Origin of the sequence: Actinoplanes oblitus (assembly GCF_030252345.1) — a bacterium.
GTDB lineage: Bacteria > Actinomycetota > Actinomycetes > Mycobacteriales > Micromonosporaceae > Actinoplanes > Actinoplanes oblitus.
Map to the genome: position 1 here is coordinate 2,449,559 of NZ_CP126980.1, position 21,340 is coordinate 2,470,898.

Consider the following 21,340-nt stretch of genomic DNA (forward strand, 5'->3'; position numbering starts at 1 on the left):
AGGCAGTCGCGCCGGGCGGCGCCGGGACCTTCCAGCCGCCTCCCAACACGTTGCGCGACGTGCTCTCGGTAGCCACCGTCTTCAGCCTCGTCTTCATCGTCGGCTTCAGTGGGGGCATGGCTCCACACTTGCCTCAGGCCAGTTTCGGCGCCCGCTCGTACACGATCTGGGTCAGAGCGGTGGCGGCGGTGCGCGCCTCGTCCGCGGAGAACCCGTTGATCTTCGGCTCCATGTTGACGAACACCATAAGTTTGCCGCGTCGGCTCACCAGCGAGTAATAGCCCTGCTGAAGGGTCGAGGTACCGAAGGAGGCTTCGTCGGCACCGGGCACGCTGATCGCCTCAGCAGTCGTGTTCGCCAGGTTGCTCAGATCCTTCATCCCGGCCTTGGCCACGGCGACGTCCGGGAACACGCCGATGCTGACGTTGTCGAAGACGGCGAACTCGCACGTCACCCCGCGCGCTTTCGGATGCATACGGAAGGTCTGGACCTTCGTCTCGATGGTGGTCATCTGAAGCTTCTCGAAGTCTTCTTTGGTAAAAATGCCGCAGATGTCCTTGTCGGGCATGTCCTTGTCGAACACCGGGGCCTTGACGACTGCACTGCCCGTCGTGGGGTTTCCGACGCTGTTCGGGCTGCTTGTGCCGTCGTCATCGCTGCTGCAGCCGACCGCGACGAGCAGCAGGCCGACGGTGAGCGCGGTGAGCACATGGTGACGGTGACGGTTTCGCATCCGGCAGTGCCTCCTGGACGGCATTGATCTAATCCCCAATGTTGGTCGATGTCTGACTATTTCACAATGCCGCCCTCGTCTGCCGGGCGCCGCTCGGCGACAGCGCGGCGATACGCCTCACGCATCGCGCGTACTGCGGCCGCAGCGCAGTGGTGCAACGTCCCGTGGTACGTCGCCGCAGCGCTCTGCTACCGCCACCTGTTGACCACCGAGCAGTTCGCCGGGCGCACCGGGGCCTGGATGCGGCGTGATGGGACCACTACGCGCCGACGCCCGGCACTACTCGGCGCGCTGCCGAAAGCGGGAGTGGCGCGCCCGGCGGGCCGCTGCCACCAGCCGTGACCATGACGTGCAGCCGTCCCCGCGGAACGTCTGACGTCATGGTCAACAGGCTCGTGCTCAGCCCCAGAGCGAGTTGACGGCGAGTATCGCCGCCGTTGCCCCACGGCGGCGGCGACACGGACTGCAGTCGTGCTGCGCATAGGTGCTCCTCAGCTCGGGAGTGCGCGGGCGATGACGGCAGGCACCGAGCTGCGCCCGCCGTAGAGTTGGGCGGAAGCTGCGGCACGGACCGGACCCGCTGCGGTGAAGCGGTGCCCGACCAGGATGGGCAGTTGTCGCTTACCGCCCGCTTACCTCGCCCTGGCATCGGGAGCGAAGCCGGGCGTGGGTGGATCCGTCCCCGAGGTCGCCCGCCACCTCGACATGCACCCCGCCGACCTGGTCACCGGGCTCGACACCGTCCTGCACCGCCCCTGCCTGCGCGCCCGCCCCGAACCGGCCGACACCAACGACGCGGAGGACGTCGACGCGCTGACCGTGCCCACCGCGCTGGCCACCGCCACCGCACGGCTGACCATCGACCAGCTCGCCGACGTCCTGGACTGGACACTCGAGCGGCGTCGCCGCCGCTCTCGGTCGGGCGACCACCGTCCCGCAGCTGGCCGGTCCGGTCGCGCTGCGCCACGTCGCCGCGAACACCTACACCGTCACGCCCCGGCTCGACCTGCTCTCCAGCGACGAACGCGGCCGCATACACGAGGTCGCCCGCTGGAACCAGCCTCTCGCGGCAGTCCCGGCTGGGAAGGCGGTCCGGGCAACACGAGCAGTCAGCTCCGGAGCCTCACGCAGGTCCATCGGACGCAGCGACACCCCAACCTCCACCACGAACGCCCCGAACATGATCGGGAGAGATCGTGCCGGGGCGAGCGTCTAGTTCGGAATTCGCCAACAGAGTCCCTGAACGGGGGCCGGGCTGCTTTTGATCGGTCTCAGGTCACCACTTGGTCAGGCCCACCCGCCCGCATCACGTCCTGATCGGGACTGCTGGTCGCCGTGTTCGTCTGGGGGCCGACCAGAATGCGCCGGAAATCGGCAATGACCTGGGACCGCAGTTCCGGCTGTGATCATTCGGCTGATCCAATGACAAGCCGGGCTGCGGATACTTCCCTCATGGCCACCGTTGACCTCATCCCCGCACCCGCCGGCGACGCGGTGACATTCCGTCTGCACCGGTCGCGGCTGTGGCTGAGGATGGCACTGATCTTCATTCCCGTGTTTCTGCTGGTCCGCGGGACCGCGATCGGCCTCTTGCTGGACAGGTGGGACTTCACCGAAACGGTGATCTGGGTGCTGCTGACGGCGATCGGGGGAGCAACCGGGACCGTCCTCGGCGCCGGCCGCAATCTCGGCTGGATACGCGCCTCGGCCGCCGGCCTGGAGTTCGCGGCCACCCGCCGCAAACCGGTGTTCCTGCCGTGGTCGGCGGTTCAGTCGGTCCGGCTGCGCTTCACCGGCCATTTGACTGAACTGCTGATAACGCCCACCAGCCTGAACGCCGCTACCGTCGCCGCCGTTTCGGCGTGGGCGCCACGGGTACGTCGACGCTCGGGCGCCGCCGCCTTCGTCGTTGACGTCGGACTGATGACGCCCGGACCGTCGGCACTGCTCGCCGAGATGAATCGACGGCTTGTCGCCCATCGTTGAGGCAAGCCACCCTGGCGTGACCACTTCCGTGTTATCGGAGGTTCCAGACGCAGATCAACGTAAAGGGGCAGCTGGGTCATCTCAAGCTGGACCGGGTGGCAGGGTCCACGCCGACCAAAACACAAAGCCGCTGACCAATAATATGCCGGTCAGCGGCTATCTGGTATCGATCGCACATCGATGATATTGCGTGTCCGGAGGGGGACTCACACCCCCATACAACGCATCCGGCACGCAAACCCGCTCCCCGTAACAAAACACCGCATCGCCACGCGTCCACCGCACCGGTGCGTCGCCGGCTGCCGGCAGGTGATGGCCGATGGTGAGGACCGTCCCGCTGCCACCCTTGGTGCCGCGGCTGACGCTGCCGGACCGGGAAGGCCAGCGCCGAGAGCCTGGTCGTGGGCCGGTGCAGCGGCGGCCGCTGCCCCTGCCGAAAGTGCCGCAGTTCCCGACGCGTGACGTCGTCTTCGGGCTCGCCGCGCTCGATCGGGCCGGCCGGATCACCGACAAAGTCATCATGGGGTGCCTCGGCTGGAAGCCGGGCCTAAGACTGGAGTTCACGATCCGCGAAGGGCTGATCGTGGTCGCCGCCGACGAGACCGGCTGCCGAACCTTGGATGAGCGGTGGCAGGTCCGGCTACCGATGCGGGTGCGCCGGGCCTGCCGCATGGAAGGCCACCAGCGGGTGGTTCTGGCTGCCCTGCCGGACAAGCAGCGGCTGATCGTGCACCCGCCCGCACAACTGGGTCAGCTCACCCTGGCCGCGCACACCGCCGCGATCGGTGGTGGGCGGTGAGCGGCGGGGCGAAGCCGGAGGTGCTGCAGGCGGCGCGCACCCTGTTACAGCAGATGGGTATCACCCCGGCGGATCTACTCAACACCGCGGTGCCGGGCAGGTCGGCGCCGACGTTCGCCGAGTATCTGCCGATCGTGGCGGCGGCGGTCGCGCCGGGGTCGCAGCGCATGTATGGCACCTACTGGGCCAAGGCCCTCGAACGCTGGGCCGAGCGCCGTATCGATTCGGTCATCCCGTCGGAGATCGAAGTCGCGATGCGCGAGATCCAGGCGACCGCGTTGCGGCGCCGCAATAATCGCGGCGGCCGCAGCGCCGCGGAGCATTTCATCTCCGCGATGCGCTGCTTCTACAAGCGGGCGGTCGCTGACGGCTATATCGGCGAGGGCGACAATCCGGCCCGCAAGGTTCCGAAACCGGCCCGGCTGGCCTCCACCCGCTCGGCGTTGGCCGATGACCGGCTGGCCGAACTCACCGAAACGGCGGGCACCTCCGGCAACGACCCCGAGCTGGACACGTTGATCCTGCGCTTCCACATCGAGACCGCCTGTCGCCGCGGCGGCCTGCTCGCCCTGCGGCCGATGGACCTCGACGTCGAACAGTGCCTGGTCCTGCTACGCGAGAAAGGGGACACGTTCCGGTGGCAGCCGGTCTCGCCGACTCTGATGGCGTTCCTGCAACAACACGCCCAGGAACGCGGCTCACCGCAGCGCGGGTCACTGCTGCGCTACCGCAACGGTAAACCGGTCGGACGGCGCCGCTACGACTACCTATTCACCCGCGTCGGCGACCTCCTGCCCTGGGTCCGGGTGCAGATGATCTCCGCGCACTGGCTCCGCCATACGACGCTTACGTGGGTTGAGCGGGTCTACGGATATGCCGTCGCGCTCGCCTACGCTGGCCACGCCGAAACCCCGAACGACGCGGGCACCACTGCGCGGTATGTGAAAGCGACCTTGCAGGAGGTTGCGACGGCGTTGTCTGGACTGACTGGCGAGCCCCATCCCCTCGCGCTACCAGGCAATCTGCCGGTGCTCAACCTCGCGGGCGATGCTCTCGTCGGTGAATACGACTAAAGACCGAGGAGGGCTGGCGGCGCGACCTGGTCACGCCGCCAGCCCGGGCTGCTGAGGGTTGCGGCGCTTGTGCGAACTCGGCGATCGGTCTTTGCTGTCCGATGAGGCGGCCGCCAAGAGCGAAGGCGGACCGCCAGCCGCCGCGCCCGTCGCAGACGGATCCGGTGTTATGCCGGAGGGATCACTCGGGTCTGATCGAGGCGGCGGTGCACGAACGACAGCATGGAGAACAGATCGAGTGCGTCTGCTTCGGTCAGATTCCAGAGTCCGGTCGCGCGAGTGGTGTGTGCGGGCGGGTTGCGGAATGTACCGAAGATGCCTTTGATGAGGTTGGCAAAGCCGTTTTGTTCGCTGGTGTCGGAGACACTCTGATATCCGTTGATATGCATGAGTGTCGTTCCGTTCCTGGGCAGGAGACAGGCTTCGACAAGGGTGTTGCCGTCGGTGTTGAGGCCGCTCATCTGGCGCAATCGCTGGGCTACTCCTTTGGTGGCCTCGAACACGGCGTGGAACAGCGATTGGCGGATGAGTTCTTCGTCGCAGTAGCGGATGACTTCGGGATGGACGCCTCGGTGGTTCAGTTCGTAGCGGAGGCGGCCGGCGATGCGGGCGACGTCGTCGAGAGTGGTGGCGGTTTCGGTTGCTGGTCCGAGGCGCCCTTGGGCGGTGATCTCGAGGCCGACCAATGAGAGTGGCTCTGCCAAAGCTTTGCGTAGTTGTTCGAATCGGTCGCGGGCGCGGAGGTAGCGGGCTGGGGTCATCGCCGCGATTAGGAAGCGGCTGATGGCGGTGTTGGTGCCGTCGCGTTGCTGCTGTTGGAGCAGGGCGGTGGCCACGCGGGTGCGTTTGTTCGGCGCGTCGAGGACGTCGGGGATGCCGGCCGCGGCCAGCAGTTGCTCGATTTCCCTGTTGGCCAGCCCTGGAGATTCGGTGCTGCCCATTATCTCGGAGATCTCCTGGACGACGGCGGTCGGCCAGGGGCTGGTGTCGGGGGTTTCGTCGGTGGCGGTCATGGCTCCTGGTCGTCGAGTCCTTGTTCGTCGGCGGATAGGGTTGCGGCTTCCCAGACGGGAGCGGCGCGGTCGATGTGCGGGAGGGTTCGCGGGTCGATGCCTCGGCGGCGTAGCGCAGCCCAGAGCGGGCGCAGGGCGGCTTCGGGGTCGGTGAGGTAGTCACTGTGTTTGATCCGGACGAATTGCCAGCCTGCGCGTTGGAGTTCGCGGTCTCGCTGCAGCCTCTCGTGGATGTGTTCGGGGGTGGTGGGCCGGTCAGGAGTTTCGCATTCCACGGCGAGGCGACCGCTGTCACCGATGATGACGAGGTCGACGGTGGAGCCGCTGATCGGGTATTGGGCTCTGACGGCGTAGTTGCGTTCGCGCAGGTCGAGGAAGACGTGTTGCTGGAGCAGGGTTGCGAAGCCGCGGTGCAGTTCGTCGCGGCCGGCCTGATCGAGTTGCGGATCGGTGGTCATCAGGGTCGGTGGGTGTTGCATCCAGGTCAGCAGCGAGTGGCGCATGTCATCTGGTTTGAGCTGGGCGGCGTCGATGGAGGTAAATAACCAGAGTTGGTCGCGGGCGCGGGAGGCGGCGACGTTGAAACGGCGTTCGTTGACTCGTCCGACCTGTGGCCTGCGAGGCCGGGCGATCGTCATGGACAGCAGGATGACGTCGCGTTCGTCACCTTGGAAGTCGGGTGGCTGCCCGACCCTGATGTCATGACGCTGGATCTCGGCCGGGTCGATCGTGCTGCGGATCATTCCGTCGATGAGGGTCGCTTGCGCGCCGCTCTGCAGGACGACAACACCGATGGATTTGGTGAGGTAGTTGGAGTCGATCAACAGTTTCTGGATCTGGTCGACGACCGCTTCGGCTTCGGCCGGGTTCTTCGGGTTCGTGGAGGTGCCTTCTTCGACGGCGTTGGCGACGCGGACGACCTCTATGGGGTTGAGCCGGTCGGCGCCGAACTGCCGGAGCGGTATAAGGCTGTCGCGGTAGAACTGGCGGGATGACCATCCGATGATCTCGGGCATGCAGCGGAAGTGTTCTTTGAGCCGGATGACGCCGGGGAACCGTGCGGACAGAAGTTCGTAGAGGTTCGAGACGGGGTTGAAGCTTTCGCGGACGTGCTCGCGCAGGGCGTTCAGGTGATGGTCGATGGATTCGTGGACGGTGGCCAGCTCGGTACGCAGTCCGGGAGCGCATTGCCGGTCGTCGCCGACGATGATCACTCGTGGGGCGAGGCAGAGCAGGAACAGGGCGTCGATGCCGGCCTGGCTGGCCTCGTCGACGATGACTACGTCGAAGCTGTTGGGCTCGATGTCGATAGTTTCGATGACGTTGCTCAGCGGCATGATCCATGCCGGGACGGCGGCCTGGGCGTCGTGCATCGCGCTGCGTGCGGAGTTCAGGCGGCGTTCCGCGTGTTCGCTCTTTCCTCGGCCGTAGGAGCTCATGGCAGATCGATAGTCCTGCAGGGCTGCTCGCTGTTCCTCGGTGACGTTTGCTAGGCAGTGCAGCAGCGCCCGGCCGCCGGCGAGTTGCGCGGTGACGTCGGCCAGTTGGGTGTCGAGGTCGCGTAGGCGGCGTTCGGTGTCGTCACTATCGGCGGAGGCGATCAGCCGCTGGTAGCGGACGGCGGTGGCCCAGGACCAGGCGGCGCTGAGCCGGGCGAGTTGGGAGTCCCAGGCCGGATGATGCGGGTCTTGGGTCAGCCGGGCCGCGAGCGCGGGGTGCCGGGTGCGCAGTCGGCCGGTGAGTTCGGTGCAGTGGTGCTCGCGGGTGTGGTCGAGGGCGGCTTTGCCGACTTTGGCGCGCAGGGACGCGTAGCTGGTGATGTCGCGGTCGCGCAGTGCGGTTATTAGTTGCAGGACTTCGGGCGCGGCGTCCGGGTCGTAGCTGACCGTGGTGAGCCTGCCCTGGATGGCGTCGAGTTCGTCTTGTGCGGTGCGGGCGCGGGCGATCAGCGGTGCTGCCTGGATCGCGCGGGCGGTCCGGTCCCACTGTTGTGGTGTGCGGATCGGGAAGCGGACCCCGTGGCGGCGCAGGTGGTGTTCGATGTGGTCGCGGATGCCGGAGAGGGCGTCAATCGTGGCAGCGCTGCGTTCGATGTCGCGCAGCTGGGCCAGGCGGCCGCTGAGTCGTGGCGCGGGCGCTGCGTTCCCGGTTGGCCATGCCCGTAGGGCGGTGTCGACGGTTGTCGTGGCGTGCAGGTAGGTGATGGCTATCTCGAGCGCGTCGACGGTGTTCGGCGGCGCCTGGTCGACGGTGCATGCGGTCAGGAGTTCGGCCGCGTCGAGTTCGACGGGGTGGGCAGGCAGGTAACGGCGGATCCAGTGGCGTTGTTTCAGGTAGGCGCGCAGTCGCAGGGCCTGGCCGAGCAGCCGGACCGGGTCGGCGGCCGGATCCACGCTGACCCTGGTGTCGGCTGCCGCGGCGCGTACCGTGGAGTCGGTGGTGACGGCTCGCAGTTCAGCGCGCAGGGTGGCCCAGTATTCGGGGTTCTGCCGGGCGAGCCTGTCTCGGGCGGCGTGCAGCCGCCAATCGTCGCTGCCCCAGTGCGCGGTCAGTTCGGAGAGTCCGACTTCGGCGAGGCTGTCCGCGGCTTGTTGGATCAGCTGAACGACGTCGGTTAGCGGCTGCCGGTCGAGGTTCAGCAACGGCGCTACCTCGGTGCGGTCGGGGCCGAGGAGCTCGTCGACGCGGTTGAGGTGGGCGAAGGCGGTGTTGATCTCCAGCGGTTCTGGCAACGAATCGATGTCGGGCAGGCGTTGCCGGCCGCGGACCGCTCGTTCCGGGGTCGTGGTGCGCAGCAGGTCGAGCAACGCAACCGCCTCGCCGTCAGTCAAGGCCGGGGTGTCGGTGCCGGTCGGCGCGAGTTCGCCGATCCACTCGTACGCGGGCCGGTCGGCCTCGATCGCGCTGACGATGTCCACGAGGGTTCCGCTGTATCGACCGGCGCCAGGTCGGTGGATCGAGTACTGGTCCTCGCGGACGATCTGCAGATCCAGCAGAGCGGCCTTACGTCGCTGCAATAAGTCGTGCCGCCGGTCGGCGAGCCGGTCTACAGTCCGTGCCAGCTGTGCCGTGTCGGTGCCGGCCTGCAACTCGGACAGGGCGGTGATGCTGCGGTCGAGGGCGTCGTCGGCGCCGCGCCGCAGCCCGGTCGCGAGTACGCACAGGTCGCGTACGTCCGCCGGGATTTTGTCCTTCAAGACCCGTAACGCCTGGCCTTTCTCGCTGGTGACCAGCACCCGCTGCCCGTCGGCAAGCAGGGCGCAGATGAGGTTCGCGATTGTGTGGGTCTTGCCCGTGCCTGGCGGTCCCTGAATCACCGCGGCCGTGTCGGAGCGCAGCACCTCGAGGATGCGTCGCTGTTCGGCGTTGCTCGACAGGGGGAGTAGGGGATCCGCGTCGTCCAGCAGACTCGCCCGTATGGTCTGGGCAAGGTATTGCTGCTTCTGTTCACGCTCGAACGGGACGACGAGTTGAGCCAGGCCGAGCGGCGCCGCGGCACCGGATTGCTGCAGGTCGGCAGTGAGCTGGCCGTAGAACTCGATGAGCCGGCTGCGGGTGCGCGGCCGCAGCAGCAAAGCGGGCGAGAGGGTGAGCGCCGACTCGCCGGGTTCCTCGAGGGGTGTCCAGGTGTGTGGGTTGACCAGCAGCGGCTCGGGCCAGCAGCGCCGCTTCCATTCCACGAGCCAGCCGGCCACCTGCGGAGACAACGGCGTGAGATCGGCGGCCTGATCGGCCAGCATGGCGCTGATTTCTCGATCCGCTGTGAAACCGTCCTCGGCCCTCAGGAAATCGCGATCCTCCAGCCGGAAACCGGCTGTGAGCGATGGCAGCAGGCGCGCCGTTTCGGCAATGACGTCCACGGGCAACTCGACCGGGCAGGTCAGCAGGTGTCGCCGTACAGAGCGTTTGCCTGCCGGGATTGTCAGCAGCCCGATACCGAACAGCAGTTCGTGAGAGTCGCTCAGGTCGACGGCTCGACGGCCGAGGGCCTCGAGCCGGCGGTAACGGTCAACGACCGGCCCGGCATGCTGGGTAGACGGCGGGCAATGGATCTCCAACAGCTCGCCCGAGCCCTCGTCGGCGAAGTGCTCCTGGTAGTCGTCGAGCCAGATCGTGCCGTCCTTCGCAGTGTCTCGTACCTGCTCGGATGACTGCTCGACCAGCTCCTTGAGGTACGCGACCAGCCCGCTCGTGCGCTGCACCACGTACTCGTCGATCAACGAGAGCGAAGACAACACGCTTCACAGTTTGCATCCGTCGGGTTACGTTCAGCAACAGCGCTGCTGATGAATGAATGCCATTCTGCGACAGTCCGCCGGACGCCTGGGAGTTCCTACAGGTCTCTTCAAACAGCGAGAGTGAGCTTTTCTGCCGGTTTGCGATGGTGCGGGTGCGGGTGCGGGTGCATGACGTGCAGGACGTCAACGCGGTGGCGGGCAAGGCAGATGAGGGCGGCGTTGTGCCGCTTGCCTTCGGCCTGGATGCCCCCAGCGGCAAGGCTCAACGCGTGTTCTTATCGCTCTGCGGCAGGGCAATAGCCAGCTCCGGAGCCGCTGCAGCTGCGCGATCAGCGGTAGAAGAGTTCGCCGCTCTACCTCCCAAAATTTAATTGCTCAGCTGCAGCCCGCAGCTCTCGCGCTCGCTGAGCGAGGTTCAAGTTACCGAAGATTTCGGCAGCCTCCGACAGCCCTTTTGCCGTCGAGCCGAGGTTCATCGCCGAGTAGATCTCGGCAGCCTCACTTAGCGTTCGAGCTGATTCAGCCAGCCGGTATGAATCGGTCTCCTTTAGCATCGTGACGACCAAGCGCAATTCTTGAACGGTATCGCCGTTGATCTGCCCCGTTCTAGCCGCCTCTTTGGCAATGTCGTCCAGCCGTCCCACGAGGGTGGCCAGGCGCTCACTCGGATCTTCAAAGAACCGCGCCAGTAGTAACTCCAGCTGATCGAGAGTCACGGGCGGCATGCCAACGCCAAGTGCGGCTTCTCGGGCCGCCTTCCACTGCAGCAGCATTTCAGCGGGATAGTTATCTGCGCCTGTTTTCGGATCGTCGATGGCCCGATGATGCGCCTCACAGAGCAAGAGAAGGTGGCGCCAGTCGTCGCGCTCTTCGTCAGTGAGATCAGCGCGGAAGCGCGGAGCATTCGGCTTTACTCCGTAGATATGGGCAACCTCGACGTTGAGCCGCACGCCACCTAGCCCGGTATCGATGCAGGCCGGCTGCGCACATTCTGGCGCATAGCAGGTTCCGTTACTCATTGCGTATAGGGCACGTTTCACGGACTCTGAAATCGGGGCACGTTGACCGGTCCCGCGCGGCTTCTCGTTGTCAACGGCAGTCATAAAAGCCACTATCGCCAGATGTTAGCCGTCCTCATCCTGCATGTCGGATTACGGTCGAAGGCTTGCATGCGAAGGCTTGCATGTCGTATCCGTACCGTGCTCGCTGACCGGCGCTCGGCACGGTGGCGCAGCCCGGACATGGTCGGATCGCGGCAGATCCGTGCACTTGATCATGGGAACCGCAGAGGAAACCCGTTGCGGTCGGACACCCTCATGGCGGACGATCCGCTTGCGGCCAGCAAGCGGACGAGCCGAATCCTCTAAGCAAGATCGTGGTCGGCTACACACAACGAACAGGTGGAGTCACGCTATGCCGGATCTGAACCCGCAGACAACGCTAATCGCGTCCGGGACGATCGACGGCCTCCTGGAGCTCACCGACCCAATTCGGATGGCACCGCTGTACCTGGTCCCCGAAGCAGACCACGTCCGGTTCGACATAGAACTAGACGTGACCGACAAATCTCCCGCTGACTGTCGACAACTTTTGGACCGGATCCCTCTCGCTGTCCAGGCCGCCGTCGCTGCTGCCACCGGCACAGCCGTCCAGGCACATCTGACCGAATGGTCTTACCCGAACGGTGGGCTCCGTCAAATCGGAAATCAGATCCGCTCCGAATGGTCGATCCGCACCGGGTGGCCGGCGGAACCGGACAGAGCCGCGGCTGCTTGGGACGCGTTCGCCGCCGTTGCCGTCGGCGCCGATCGTCAGGTAGCCGACCTATACGAGGTATTCCTGCTCGGGGTTCAGGCGATGCAGACGATCGCTCCACTGGTGGGACTATGGGCGTTCTCCACCATCGTCGAGACAGCAGCACCTTTGCCGCCGCCAAGAACCAACATGGCGCATGTGCTTGAACTCGACGGCTATCTGCGGTCGGAGGGCTACGACTTGCCGCCGTCACCGACGCGCTCGCCGTCGCGTATCCGGGCCGCCGCCTTGCACCCGACAGACGAGTCGCCGCCCACCCCGGAGGAGGTGACGTGGTTCCGGCAGCTCGCCCGCGCCTACCTGCTGCACAGAACCGCTACAGGATTTACCACCATGCCAATTGTCGCCACTGATCGCGCGGCTCAACGAGGCCGTGGCCGCCGTCGAGATCGCCGCGATGAGGGCCTGACAGGCTTGGACGTCGCGGAGGTCTACGGCCGAGGACCGTAGGATCGAGATGCATCTTCGCTGTCTCGATCAGCCCTGACCGCAGCGAACAACACATCGCTGGCCTTCTCGTCTACTGCGGCGGCAGTCAGCTGACCAACGCGCGCGTTGTCTGTGTGAGATGCGGTCACACGATCTGGCGTTGTGATGCCGTCGAAAATCAGGGCTGGCGGCCGGGTAGAGTCATATTTCGGCAACCTAATATTAGTCGAGTCCCGAAAAGTCCAAGTCAACAATGATGTCCATCACCGAGGCGCCCTCTGCGTTGCAATAGTCTCTGATCACTTCCCAGATCGGTGTGGCGAATTCCCTATTCTCACGGAGCGATACCCTCGGTACATTATCTTCAGGCTCTTCTATGTCTAGGTCAACGAAGCCTTCTTCCTCAAGGAACTTGAGATGCGGGTACAGGCCACCGTAGCTAACCCCGGCTCGAGCCTCCAGGTTGTGAATTTGCATTCTGATTTCGGATCGACTCCATGATGGGCTTTTACCCTTCTCAAGAATAATGGCGAGAATTCCTCGATGCTCTCGGGGCAGATCCGCCAGATGGGCACCAAATGTTTGCATCTCCGCCACCAGAGCGGGGAGTTCGACCGAGCGATCCGGCAGATCGAGGAAGTCGGCGAGACGATGCAAAACAAAAGACCCATGGGCCTGCTGTTGCTTAGTTAAATCTTGAACCGCATCTGACAGCCGAGTAATGGCAGCTTCGCCGAATCTGGCCTCGTGATCATTCTTCAACTTCTGCATTCGTGCGACAGTGTATTCGGATCCGTCTGTAATTTTGTGATGCATGTAACAGAGGAAGAGAAGATTGTCCGCAGACCGCCTCTCTTCGTCGGTCTGCGATTCCCTGTAGCGTGGGCCGCCTCGTTCCGCCGCCTCAATATGGGCAAGCTGTGCTATATAGGTACCTGCGTCGTTGATTATTCGCGCAGAGCAGTCAGGGTAGGCGCATTCGTTACCCGAGTGGAGATAGAGAATTCGGAGCGTCTCTTGGGTCGGTTGTAGGCGTGCCATGCACGAATTATCTACTAGAGGAGTTCGCTGCGGTGTCGCCTGCCGCAACTGATCTTGCGTCATCCGGGTCTGCGCACTCATCTCGGCTACTTGTTTCATTGCCCTAGGACCGCGGCCCGGCCAGGCTTCGGTCTAGACGTCCGGGCTGTCGCTCTCATTTCGGCTGCCCACCTCGGTGTGGCTCTCATTTGGCCTGCGCAGTCCCGGGCGTCGCTTCAGGGCAGGGAGAGGCTCAAGAGAGGTTTGCACAGCTCAAAGTAGCGATGCCCTCCCAGCTCGACGAACCGTCGGATCGAGCACCGGAGGGATACATGAACCGGTCGCAGCGTGTGGTCATCGGCATGGACCCGCACAAGCGCTCTGCCACCATCGAGGTAATGACCAGCGACGAGACCATCCTGGGCACCGGCCGGTTCGGCACCGATCGAGACGGCTACAAGGACATGGTCACGTACGCCAAACAGTGGCCAGACCGGGTCTGGGCCATCGAGGGCTGCCAAGGAATCGGCCGGCACATCGCCAACCGGCTCCTGGCCGACGGCGAGCAGGTCGTCGACGTCCCACCGAAACTGTCCGCCCGCGCCCGGGTGTTCGCCACCGGTCAGGGCCGTAAGACAGACGCTACCGACGCGCACTCCATCGCGCTGGTCGGCACCCGGATGGCCGGGCTGCGTCCGCTGGTCAACGATGAACAACTGGCCGTGCTACGGATCCTGGCCGACCGGCGCCGCTCCCTCGGCGAGGACCACACCAGGATGGTGTCGCAGCTGCACCAACTGCTGCTGGAGCTGATCCCCGGTGGGGCGAAGAAGAGCCTGTCCGCCGCTCAGGCCAAAGTACTGCTGGCCACCGTCCGACCGCGGGACGCCGCCGGCAAAGCCCGCCGGCGGGTGGCTGCGGAGCTGATCGCTGACCTTGAGCGGATCTACCAGCGGTCCAAGCAGGCCGACAAGGAGCTCAAGGATCTGGTCGCCGCCACCGGCACCACGCTGATGGACCTGCACGGCATCGGCCCGTCCGGCGCAGCCCGGCTGCTGATCGAAGTCGGTGCGGTCATCCGTTTCCCGGACCGCGGGCACTTCGCCTCCTGGAACGGCACCGCACCCATCGACGCGTCCTCCGGCGACCAGGTCCGCCATCGGCTCTCCCGGGCGGGCAATCGGCAGATCAACCGAGTCCTGCACATCATGGCCACCGTCCAGCTACGCCGTCCGACCGAAGGCCGCGCCTACTTCGACCGCAAGAAAGCAGCGGGGAAGACGTCGATGGAAGCCATGCGGGCACTGAAACGGCGCCTGTCCGACATCGTCTACCGACAGATGATCAACGACGCCACCGCGGCGATGGCGACGGGTCCGGGAGGACACCGGGGAACGTCAGCGAACTCCAGCGTGACCGGCTCTCATCCCTACACCGGCTCTTCGGAGAAGTCACTTCCCGAACCCGCCGACAGCAATCTTAGAACCTCAATCCAGACCACGTCTTGACACAGAGAGGAGCCAGTTGAGTTAGATCGCCGGGTGTTTCCAAGGCGTGTTGAGGAGTAGGGGCTGCACCGGGCGGAAGCCCTCTGATGGTGGTTTGTTCCGGCCTGTGACGCGAGGCCGGCTACGCGGCCGAGGCTTCTGGATTGGGTGGCGGTGACGAGATGTGGTGGGGTGCAGAGAACAGCGAGTCCGGTGTGGTGTGGATGTCGTCGTCTGGTTGCATCAGGGTGGCGTAGATGTTGGTGCCTTCGACGCATTTGAACCGGGCGACGACGTCGACGCCTGAGCCTATGGCGGCGCGGAGTTCGTCGGTGTTGGTGAGGGTCACCTGGGTAGCGCGGATGGCAGCCCTGCCGATGTTGATCTGGTGCGACGCGCAGGTGATGTTGTAGTCGGCGTTCAGCATCGTCAGGTCACCGGGAACGCTGGCGAGGACGGCCTGAAGGAAGTCTTCGATGCAGTCGGCGTAGATCGTGAGTGTGACGGTGCTGCTGGGGACTCTGGCCGCTTTTCCGTCGAGCAGTCTGGCGGCGGCTAGTAGGTCCGCGCACTCATCGGCGGGTAGTTCTTCGGGGATGGTGAATGGCTCACCGGCGTGCGCCTGGACTCGTTCGAGCGCCGCAATGATCTCGGCGTCTTTTCGCAGGTGCTGCAGAGCGCCAGCCCGTTCGGCGGGGTCGCCGTCCAGGAGGTCACCGATGCATTGGTTGTTCAGTCGTAGTTCCAGCCGGTCGGTGGCCTCGGCCTGTAGGAACAGGTCCACCGAGGATCGGACTGCGTAGGGATAGTGGCCTGCGAAGTCGTTGGCGTTGACGTTGACGTGTATGACCTCGCCGGACTCGTTTCGAGCGGTTTGGAGGTGGGCGGTGAAGATGCCTGCTCCGTCGTGAAGGAGTATCCGGCCTCCGTGGTGGCCGCGGAACACGACTGCCGGATGCAGTTGGAGACGTTGTTTGACGGTTCCCGATGCGGAGACCACAGCCAGCTGGTAGTTGGTCCCGGGTGAGAGCTGTGTCTGGCCGACCGTAACCAGGACTTGATCGTCGGGCCCGTCGAGCCCGATCACGCCGGCCCATGAGGGTCCTATCCCGTCGGCTGGTTGGGCGAGATAGTGGCCGGCGACGGCGATCTCGCCACCGAAGTTGGCGAGGTCGGCGAGCCGTTGTTCGGCGTGTACTGCTTGAGGATCGGATTCGGGAAAGTCGAAGATGGGTGGCAGTGGCTCATTCGGCGGGGATTCCTGGGCGTCAGCTGGGGTGAATCGCACTGTGATGCCGCCGGGCATGGTCTGAAAGTCGTGGCGCCAGTTGCTGGACGTGGTTGCTTGACGGTCGGAGAGTTCCCGGATACGGGCTGCGATTTCGACCGGATTGGTGATCTGGCTGTCGGCTATGGCGGCGTCGGCTGATCGTTTCGTGTCTGCGCTGAATCGCAGGACCCGCCGGATGACGTTCGCCTTCTTGTCGGCGGCCTTGCTGAGTATGACTCCTACCAGCATGCTTCCGGGCTGCCGGTCAGACTTGGCGAGGTTGCACGGCCGGCAGATCGGAGCCAGATTGGCAGGGTTGTGGACGTCGAAGTCCGTCGCGAGGTCGTACATGGCGATGTACTCCTGGAGGCGATCGGATGTGACTGTTCGGGGAATGACGTGGTCAATCTCGATGTCGCGCAGTGCTTTCGGCGTGTCGCAGCAGTAGCAGCGGTTCTGCCATTCCGCGAGTAAAAGTCCCTAACACGATCTCTTAGTGGGTCCAGTTGATCAGGCGGCGCCAGCAGATCAGGACGCAGGCGAGGCTGACGAAGCCGTCGTGGATGTCGAGTCGGCGTTCCCAGCGCACGGCGAGCCGGCGGAACTGGTGGAGCAGGGCGAAGGTCTGCTCGACGACGTAGCGCAGTCTGCCCAGACCTTTGATCCCGGGGGTTTTGGGCCTCGGGATGATCGGCTCGGTGCCGCGTTCGCGGCAGGCCTGACGGAATGCCGCGCTGCTGTAGGCCTTGTCGGCCAGCAGGGTCGCGAAGCGCCGCCGAGGGCGGCCCGGGCGTCCGGCGATCGGCGGGTAGCAGTCGAGCAGGTCGAGGGCGCGTTTGATGTCGGGAACGTTCGCGCCGCTGGTCAGCACGTAGATCGGGGTGCCGTTGCCGTCACAGATCAGGTGGTGTTTCGAGCCGGGTTTGCCGCGGTTGACCGGCGACGGGCCTGTCCCGGCACCCCCTTTTTCGCGTCGATGTGACTGGCGTCCATCGCCGCTCTCGACCAGTCGATCCGGTTCGCTGCGTTCAGCTTGGCGAGCAGTATGCGGTGGACCTGGTCGAACACCCCGGCCTCAGTCCAGCGTTGCAGCCGTCGCCAGCAGGTCATTCCGGAGCCGAAGCCGAGTTCCTGCGGCAGGTCCTCCCAGCCGATCCCGGTGTGCAGCACGAACAGGATGCCTTGCAGGCACAGCCGGTCCGGGACCGGCCGCGGACCCGGCGACTTCGCCGGCCACGGCGGTAGTACCGGCTCGATCAGCTTCCACAACTCGTCACCGATGACCCACGCCTTGCTCACGACGACCGAACGAGAATGATCTTTACCTCGCAACGCTGATCAACATCGATTCAGCAGATCGTGTTAGGAGCTTTAAGGCCAGCTTGAGCAGGGCGTTGTCGCCAGAGCGGTACCTGACGTCCTGAGGTTTGCTGAAAGTGGTCACGATCCTTGCCGGACCTGTTCTGTGCGTCGGAAGGAGAAAGGGAGGCCGCACCGGGCCGGGCCGGTGCGGGTCGTGGGAGGCTTACTCTCTTTTCCAGCGAGTCGTGGTCAGTAGATTGGTTTTGTCGATGGGCGGAAGGCCGTCGTCGAGGCCGCGGAGGCGCTGGTAGACGTCTCGCATCTTGGCTTTGTCCGGCAGGTGCGGCGTCCCGGCGGCTTTCTCCAGGACGGTCAGGGTGCTTGCCAGCCTGATCGAGCCGATCGTGCTGTCGACGTTGCGCATGCGAGTAAGTCGTCGGATTTCGCTGGTGGCGGTTCGCGCTCCGGGGCCGTCGTCGATCAGGACAATGACGTCGGCACCGGCTTCTGCGGCGACCACGGCGTGGGCGATGACCATCGTTTCGCCCAGGTCCTTGGAGCGCTTGAGGCGCTCGGCCATCGGTTGCTGGGTGAGGCGGTGGACGACTCGTGCCAGCTCAGGGGTGTGGTCGTCGGGAAGGATCCGGATCCAATCCGGTGTCAGCTTTTTCCAGACGGTTCCTGCCGGCCGGAACCGCTGGTCTTGATCCGCTTTGCGGAGCACCTCGGTTTCCACTGCGGCCGGGGCGCTGAGCCGACCCAGTGTGGCGATGAGAAGCCGTTGCTGGTGAATCGACAGGAAGTTCAGGGCTGGCCCGGCGTCGATGATGGGTCGCTGCGTCATCCCGCATTCGGCTCCGTTGCCGTCTCGAGGGGGTCGTCTGTGCCGTTGAGTGCATCGTCCAGGGCGGTCAGATCAAGTTGCACGTCCGGAAGCTCGCCGGGGTCGGTCCAGGAGACCGGATGCTGAGCGGGGAAGATGCCGGCCTTGCCTAGCTCTTCCACGGCGTTGTCCGGGGGAATGCCTCGCAAGGTGGCGATCGTCTGTACGGAGACCACACCCTCGGCATAGCCCTGGATGGCCCGGGCCAGCAGCCGTTGCGGCGCGCGTCGCTGGGCCGAGTCCGTTTGCAGCGCCTCGTACTGGTCGCTCCACCCGAACCGAACAGCGAGCTGGGGTGCCATCACACTCATCCAGTCGCGTTTGGTGTCGGTGTCGATGCATCCCGCTTGTTCGAGGGCGATGGCGGCAATCTGTGGTGAGACCAGGAATCGCTGCACGACGGCCGAGAGCGTTGCCAGGTTGACCTCGGGGATGTCGGCGAGGAAAGCCTTCAGCCCTTCGAGGGGCAGCAGGAGATGCCGGGCGAAGGTGTTGGCGCGGCTTTCGACCGGGGTGGAGGCGCTCCAGTCGCAGGTGGTGTTGTCCGCCCAGTCGCCGAAGATGACGTGGGCGAGTTCGTGGGCAAGGGTGCTGCGTTGCCGCATCGGATGGCGGGTCCGCGCGACGCCGATGAACACGGTGTCGCGGTGCGGATCCCGCATCGTCAACCCGTGTTCATCGGGTCCTGCGTCGAGGACGGCCACGTCGATGCCGGCTGACTGCTCGATCAAGGCGACCAGGTCGCCCAGCGGCTGTAGCCCCAGCCGGTGTTCGTCGCGGAACCGCTCGGCGGCGGCACGCCCCTCAACCTCGGCGTTCACGGTTGTCACCGCCGTCACATCGTGGCCGGAATGGCCTGCTCGTCCAGGTAGTCGTCAAGTTCGAGGAAGTGCAGCAGCGCGTCGCGCATGGCCTGCATGTCGGAGCCGTTGGTGGCCCGGGCTGCGCACTGGACCCGGTCGGCGACGGTGCTGGTCCCGGTGAGCTGCGCGACAGTGAAGCCTGTTGCCCACGAGATCGCCACGATTTCCGGCAACTTCGCCACGCGGTCGCCGGAGATGATCCGCGACAGGGTGGGCTGGGAGATGCCGGTAGCGTCGGCGAGCGCGCGCTGGCTTAGTCCCGCGGTTGCCCGAGCCTTCTCTATCAGTGAGCCGATGTTGATGCTGGTCATGATTGCTGCCCCGGATCTGAATCATGATCGGATGTTGTGATTCAGTCTACGCGATTGTCCGCGCTGGCGCCATTTCCCGTATCGGCAGCTAAGGGCGCAAGGGTGTTGCCCGGCGTTCTAGCGCCACCACGGACGAGCCGGCGAAGCGACCAACTACGATCAACATGGGTCGGGTGCTGCGCTGAGCCCGGCGCTGGCCGGCAATCCGACGCTGCTGGGCTTCACGGCCGTCGCCGTGCTGCTCGCGATCATCGGCAACCTGTTGATGGGTGATATCGCGAGGATCAAGGAGGCGATCATAAAGGTGTGCGCTGGTTCTGCCTTCCAGGTTCTCTCCGGGTTGGCGACGAACCTCGCAGCAGCGGCGGGCTGAGCGCAGCGCCGACCCGTAGCGACTTGGTCCACTGATTCGTCCCGGGCCGGTAGGTGCCGTTCCCGCTGAGCTGCCCTGAGGGTCAACGGCACCCGAGTCGGTGATCCAGCGTCCTCGTATGAGTGAGATCCGTTCGCCTTTGCTGGTGAACTGTTGTCCGGGTGCTGGGCGTTGGTCGGTGTCGGCGGGTTCGGTGGAGTGAGGCGGGGGCCTGACTCGGAGTCGATGCTATGAAGAACATCAACCCAGGTGGATCATTGCGGCCGTGGCGCGAAGCCGACGTCTCTCCACGAGCCCGCGGCCGCCGTACCGTGAAGCCGGCCGGTCAGCTGAGGTTCGCGTTCTACGGGCGGTTCTCGACGAAGGAGCACCAGGACCCGGAGACCTCGCGCCGCTGGCAACTGGAGTGCGCCAACCAGGTGATCGCCGGGCTCGGCAACATTGTTGTCGAGTACGTCGATGTGGGTGTGTCCCGGCGCCGGTCGTGGAGGCGCAGGCCGCAGGCGGCTCTGCTGCTGGACGCGGTGAGCCGCGGGAAACCGGGTTTCGACGCGGTGGTGGTCGGCGAGTACGAGCGGGCATTTTGCGGCCGGCAGGCTTTCGAGATCGCCGAACTGTTCCAGCAGCACGATGTCGGGCTGTGGCTGCCGGAAACCCTCGGCGCGGTGGACCTGGCGGACCCGGCGCACCGGGCGGTGCTGATCGAGGTCGGTGCCCGGTCGCTGCGCGAGGTCCAGCGGGACCGGCACCGGGCGATTGAGGCGATGAGCGCTCAGGCTCAGTATCAGGGCCGCTATCTGGGTGGCCGGCCGCCGTACGGATACTGCCTGGTCGATGCCGGGCCGCACCCGAACGCCAGCCACGCCCGGTGGGGGCGGCAGCAACAGCGCTTGGCCCCGGACCTGGCGACGGCCCGCCATGTGCGGTGGATCTTCGCGCGCCGGCTGGCCGGTGGCTCGATGACCGGCATAGCGCGGGACCTCAACGACCGTGGTGTCCCGTGCCCGTCGGCGTATGACCGCGGCCGGAACCAGCATCGCAGCGGCGCGGGCTGGGCGGTCACGACGGTCGCGGCGATCCTGGCCAACCCTCGCTACACCGGCCGTCAGGTGTGGAACCGCCAAGCAGTCCAGCACCACGACACGGACGGCGTCTCCGGTGCAGACCAGCAGCGGACCCGAACGGCCCGGCGTGACTGGGTGATCTCCGACCGGGTCGTCCACGAGCCGCTGGTCAGCGAAGCCGACTTCATCGCCACACAAGCCGTCAACGCCCTCGACCGTCCCGCGGACGGCAGCACCCGTACCTATCAACTAGTCGGCGTGCTGCGGTGCGCGGCCTGTGACCGGCGTTTGGAATCGCACTGGTCGTATGACCGGGCTTGGTACCGCTGCCGGCACGGCTACAGCAGCGCATCAACCACCGGCGGCCGCGCCTGGACCGGGTCCGTCTATTGGCGAGAAGACCGCCTGCTCGAACAGATCCCGGCCCTGCTGCCGGCCGGGTGGCGGCAGCTGTCGCCGGAGATGGAGACGGTCGCCGGGTACCTGCGCAGCCACGGGCTTCTCGTCGTCTGCAGTCGGGACGCGGTGGCCCTTCAGCCGGATGCGGCGCTGTCGGCTCGCTGAGGCCAGCCTGCCGTCAGCCTGGGCCGAATCGGATGAATGAGTGGCTGGCATTTGCTGGCAACTCGGCGCAAATAGGCGTGGCTCGATGGTGCTGTCAGCTCGCAGTCCGCGAACTTG

The 21,340-nt window shown here is 65.4% G+C and carries 18 protein-coding genes; 8 read left to right on the forward strand and 10 right to left on the reverse strand.

The annotated features are described in order from the left end of the window. Positions 1–133: 133 nt before the first annotated feature. Positions 134–709 carry a DUF3558 domain-containing protein gene (locus Actob_RS11140; RefSeq protein ID WP_284920005.1) on the reverse strand — a complete coding sequence of 192 codons (576 nt, stop codon included), beginning with the start codon at positions 707–709 and terminating at the stop codon, positions 134–136. A 1,476-nt stretch (positions 710–2,185) separates the two neighbouring features. Between Actob_RS11140 and Actob_RS11145 the strand changes: the two genes are divergently transcribed. The 3 genes from Actob_RS11145 (at position 2,186) to Actob_RS11155 (ending at position 4,591) form a co-directional block, all read left to right on the forward strand. After that, positions 2,186–2,719 (forward strand): hypothetical protein, encoded by a 534-nt coding sequence (locus tag Actob_RS11145; protein WP_284920006.1) that lies wholly within the window; start codon positions 2,186–2,188, stop codon positions 2,717–2,719. A 346-nt stretch (positions 2,720–3,065) separates the two neighbouring features. After that, positions 3,066–3,518, forward strand: coding sequence for a hypothetical protein (locus Actob_RS11150; RefSeq protein WP_284920007.1), 453 nt, complete (start codon positions 3,066–3,068; stop codon positions 3,516–3,518). After that, positions 3,515–4,591: a tyrosine-type recombinase/integrase gene (locus Actob_RS11155; RefSeq protein WP_284920008.1), complete on the forward strand. Its 1,077-nt coding sequence runs from the start codon at positions 3,515–3,517 to the stop codon at positions 4,589–4,591. Before Actob_RS11150 ends, Actob_RS11155 begins: the two co-directional genes overlap by 4 nt. Before the next feature lie 167 nt (positions 4,592–4,758). Here Actob_RS11155 and Actob_RS11160 read toward each other — a convergent pair whose 3' ends face one another. Then, positions 4,759–5,604: a TIGR02391 family protein gene (locus Actob_RS11160; RefSeq protein WP_284920009.1), complete on the reverse strand. Its 846-nt coding sequence runs from the start codon at positions 5,602–5,604 to the stop codon at positions 4,759–4,761. Further along, positions 5,601–9,842 carry an AAA domain-containing protein gene (locus Actob_RS11165; protein ID WP_284920010.1) on the reverse strand — a complete coding sequence of 1,414 codons (4,242 nt, stop codon included), beginning with the start codon at positions 9,840–9,842 and terminating at the stop codon, positions 5,601–5,603. Before Actob_RS11165 ends, Actob_RS11160 begins: the two co-directional genes overlap by 4 nt. A 56-nt stretch (positions 9,843–9,898) precedes the next feature. Here Actob_RS11165 and Actob_RS11170 point away from each other — a divergent pair, with 56 nt between their 5' ends. Next, positions 9,899–10,213 carry a hypothetical protein gene (locus tag Actob_RS11170; protein WP_284920011.1) on the forward strand — a complete coding sequence of 105 codons (315 nt, stop codon included), beginning with the start codon at positions 9,899–9,901 and terminating at the stop codon, positions 10,211–10,213. On the opposite strand, the gene Actob_RS11175 is transcribed toward Actob_RS11170, so the two are convergent. Continuing rightward, a complete protein-coding gene (locus Actob_RS11175) occupies positions 10,196–10,945 on the reverse strand; it encodes an HNH endonuclease family protein (protein WP_284920012.1) in 750 nt (249 codons plus the stop codon). The two genes, Actob_RS11170 and Actob_RS11175, sit on opposite strands and share 18 nt — an antisense overlap. Before the next feature lie 310 nt (positions 10,946–11,255). Here Actob_RS11175 and Actob_RS11180 point away from each other — a divergent pair, with 310 nt between their 5' ends. Beyond that, positions 11,256–12,107 carry a hypothetical protein gene (locus Actob_RS11180; RefSeq protein ID WP_284920013.1) on the forward strand — a complete coding sequence of 284 codons (852 nt, stop codon included), beginning with the start codon at positions 11,256–11,258 and terminating at the stop codon, positions 12,105–12,107. A gap of 201 nt (positions 12,108–12,308) precedes the next feature. On the opposite strand, the gene Actob_RS11185 is transcribed toward Actob_RS11180, so the two are convergent. Beyond that, a complete protein-coding gene (locus tag Actob_RS11185) occupies positions 12,309–13,208 on the reverse strand; it encodes a hypothetical protein (protein ID WP_284920014.1) in 900 nt (299 codons plus the stop codon). A 296-nt stretch (positions 13,209–13,504) separates the two neighbouring features. Between Actob_RS11185 and Actob_RS11190 the strand changes: the two genes are divergently transcribed. Next, the gene (locus Actob_RS11190; protein WP_284920015.1) at positions 13,505–14,614 is read left to right on the forward strand and encodes an IS110 family RNA-guided transposase; all 1,110 of its coding nucleotides are present in this window, start codon (positions 13,505–13,507) and stop codon (positions 14,612–14,614) included. 121 nt (positions 14,615–14,735) lie between these two features. Here Actob_RS11190 and Actob_RS11195 read toward each other — a convergent pair whose 3' ends face one another. The 5 genes from Actob_RS11195 to Actob_RS11215 all read right to left on the reverse strand — a co-directional run bounded on the left by Actob_RS11195 (position 14,736) and on the right by Actob_RS11215 (position 19,222). Further along, complete coding sequence (locus Actob_RS11195) at positions 14,736–16,214, reverse strand: hypothetical protein (protein ID WP_284920016.1); 1,479 nt, start codon at positions 16,212–16,214, stop codon at positions 14,736–14,738. 142 nt (positions 16,215–16,356) lie between these two features. Further along, a protein-coding gene (locus Actob_RS11200; protein ID WP_284920017.1) for an IS5 family transposase occupies positions 16,357–17,162 on the reverse strand; the annotation gives its coding sequence in 2 pieces (ribosomal slippage) (positions 16,357–16,832 and positions 16,832–17,162; 807 coding nt in all). 226 nt (positions 17,163–17,388) lie between these two features. Then, positions 17,389–18,009, reverse strand: coding sequence for a PIN domain-containing protein (locus tag Actob_RS11205; protein WP_284920018.1), 621 nt, complete (start codon positions 18,007–18,009; stop codon positions 17,389–17,391). Next, positions 18,006–18,869, reverse strand: coding sequence for an ImmA/IrrE family metallo-endopeptidase (locus Actob_RS11210; RefSeq protein WP_284920019.1), 864 nt, complete (start codon positions 18,867–18,869; stop codon positions 18,006–18,008). Before Actob_RS11210 ends, Actob_RS11205 begins: the two co-directional genes overlap by 4 nt. 14 nt (positions 18,870–18,883) lie before the next feature. After that, positions 18,884–19,222: a helix-turn-helix domain-containing protein gene (locus tag Actob_RS11215; protein WP_284920020.1), complete on the reverse strand. Its 339-nt coding sequence runs from the start codon at positions 19,220–19,222 to the stop codon at positions 18,884–18,886. A 235-nt stretch (positions 19,223–19,457) separates the two neighbouring features. Between Actob_RS11215 and Actob_RS11220 the strand changes: the two genes are divergently transcribed. Together Actob_RS11220 and Actob_RS11225 are read left to right on the forward strand one after the other, a co-directional pair. Then, entirely contained in the window at positions 19,458–19,595 is a 138-nt protein-coding gene (locus Actob_RS11220) for a hypothetical protein (protein ID WP_284920021.1), read from the forward strand. A gap of 230 nt (positions 19,596–19,825) precedes the next feature. Then, complete coding sequence (locus tag Actob_RS11225; protein WP_284920022.1) at positions 19,826–21,223, forward strand: recombinase family protein; 1,398 nt, start codon at positions 19,826–19,828, stop codon at positions 21,221–21,223. Positions 21,224–21,340: the final 117 nt, after the last annotated feature.

Coding starts and splice junctions, on each gene's coding strand:
- Actob_RS11145 (WP_284920006.1), top strand. CDS start 2,186: ATGGCCACCGTTGACCTCATCCCCGCACCCGCCGGCGACGCGGTGACA.
- Actob_RS11160 (WP_284920009.1), bottom strand. CDS start 5,604: ATGACCGCCACCGACGAAACCCCCGACACCAGCCCCTGGCCGACCGCC.
- Actob_RS11170 (WP_284920011.1), top strand. CDS start 9,899: ATGCCATTCTGCGACAGTCCGCCGGACGCCTGGGAGTTCCTACAGGTC.
- Actob_RS11175 (WP_284920012.1), bottom strand. CDS start 10,945: ATGACTGCCGTTGACAACGAGAAGCCGCGCGGGACCGGTCAACGTGCC.
- Actob_RS11180 (WP_284920013.1), top strand. CDS start 11,256: ATGCCGGATCTGAACCCGCAGACAACGCTAATCGCGTCCGGGACGATC.
- Actob_RS11185 (WP_284920014.1), bottom strand. CDS start 13,208: ATGAGTGCGCAGACCCGGATGACGCAAGATCAGTTGCGGCAGGCGACA.
- Actob_RS11190 (WP_284920015.1), top strand. CDS start 13,505: ATGACCAGCGACGAGACCATCCTGGGCACCGGCCGGTTCGGCACCGAT.
- Actob_RS11195 (WP_284920016.1), bottom strand. CDS start 16,214: ATGTACGACCTCGCGACGGACTTCGACGTCCACAACCCTGCCAATCTG.
- Actob_RS11205 (WP_284920018.1), bottom strand. CDS start 18,009: ATGACGCAGCGACCCATCATCGACGCCGGGCCAGCCCTGAACTTCCTG.
- Actob_RS11215 (WP_284920020.1), bottom strand. CDS start 19,222: ATGACCAGCATCAACATCGGCTCACTGATAGAGAAGGCTCGGGCAACC.
- Actob_RS11225 (WP_284920022.1), top strand. CDS start 19,826: ATGAAGAACATCAACCCAGGTGGATCATTGCGGCCGTGGCGCGAAGCC.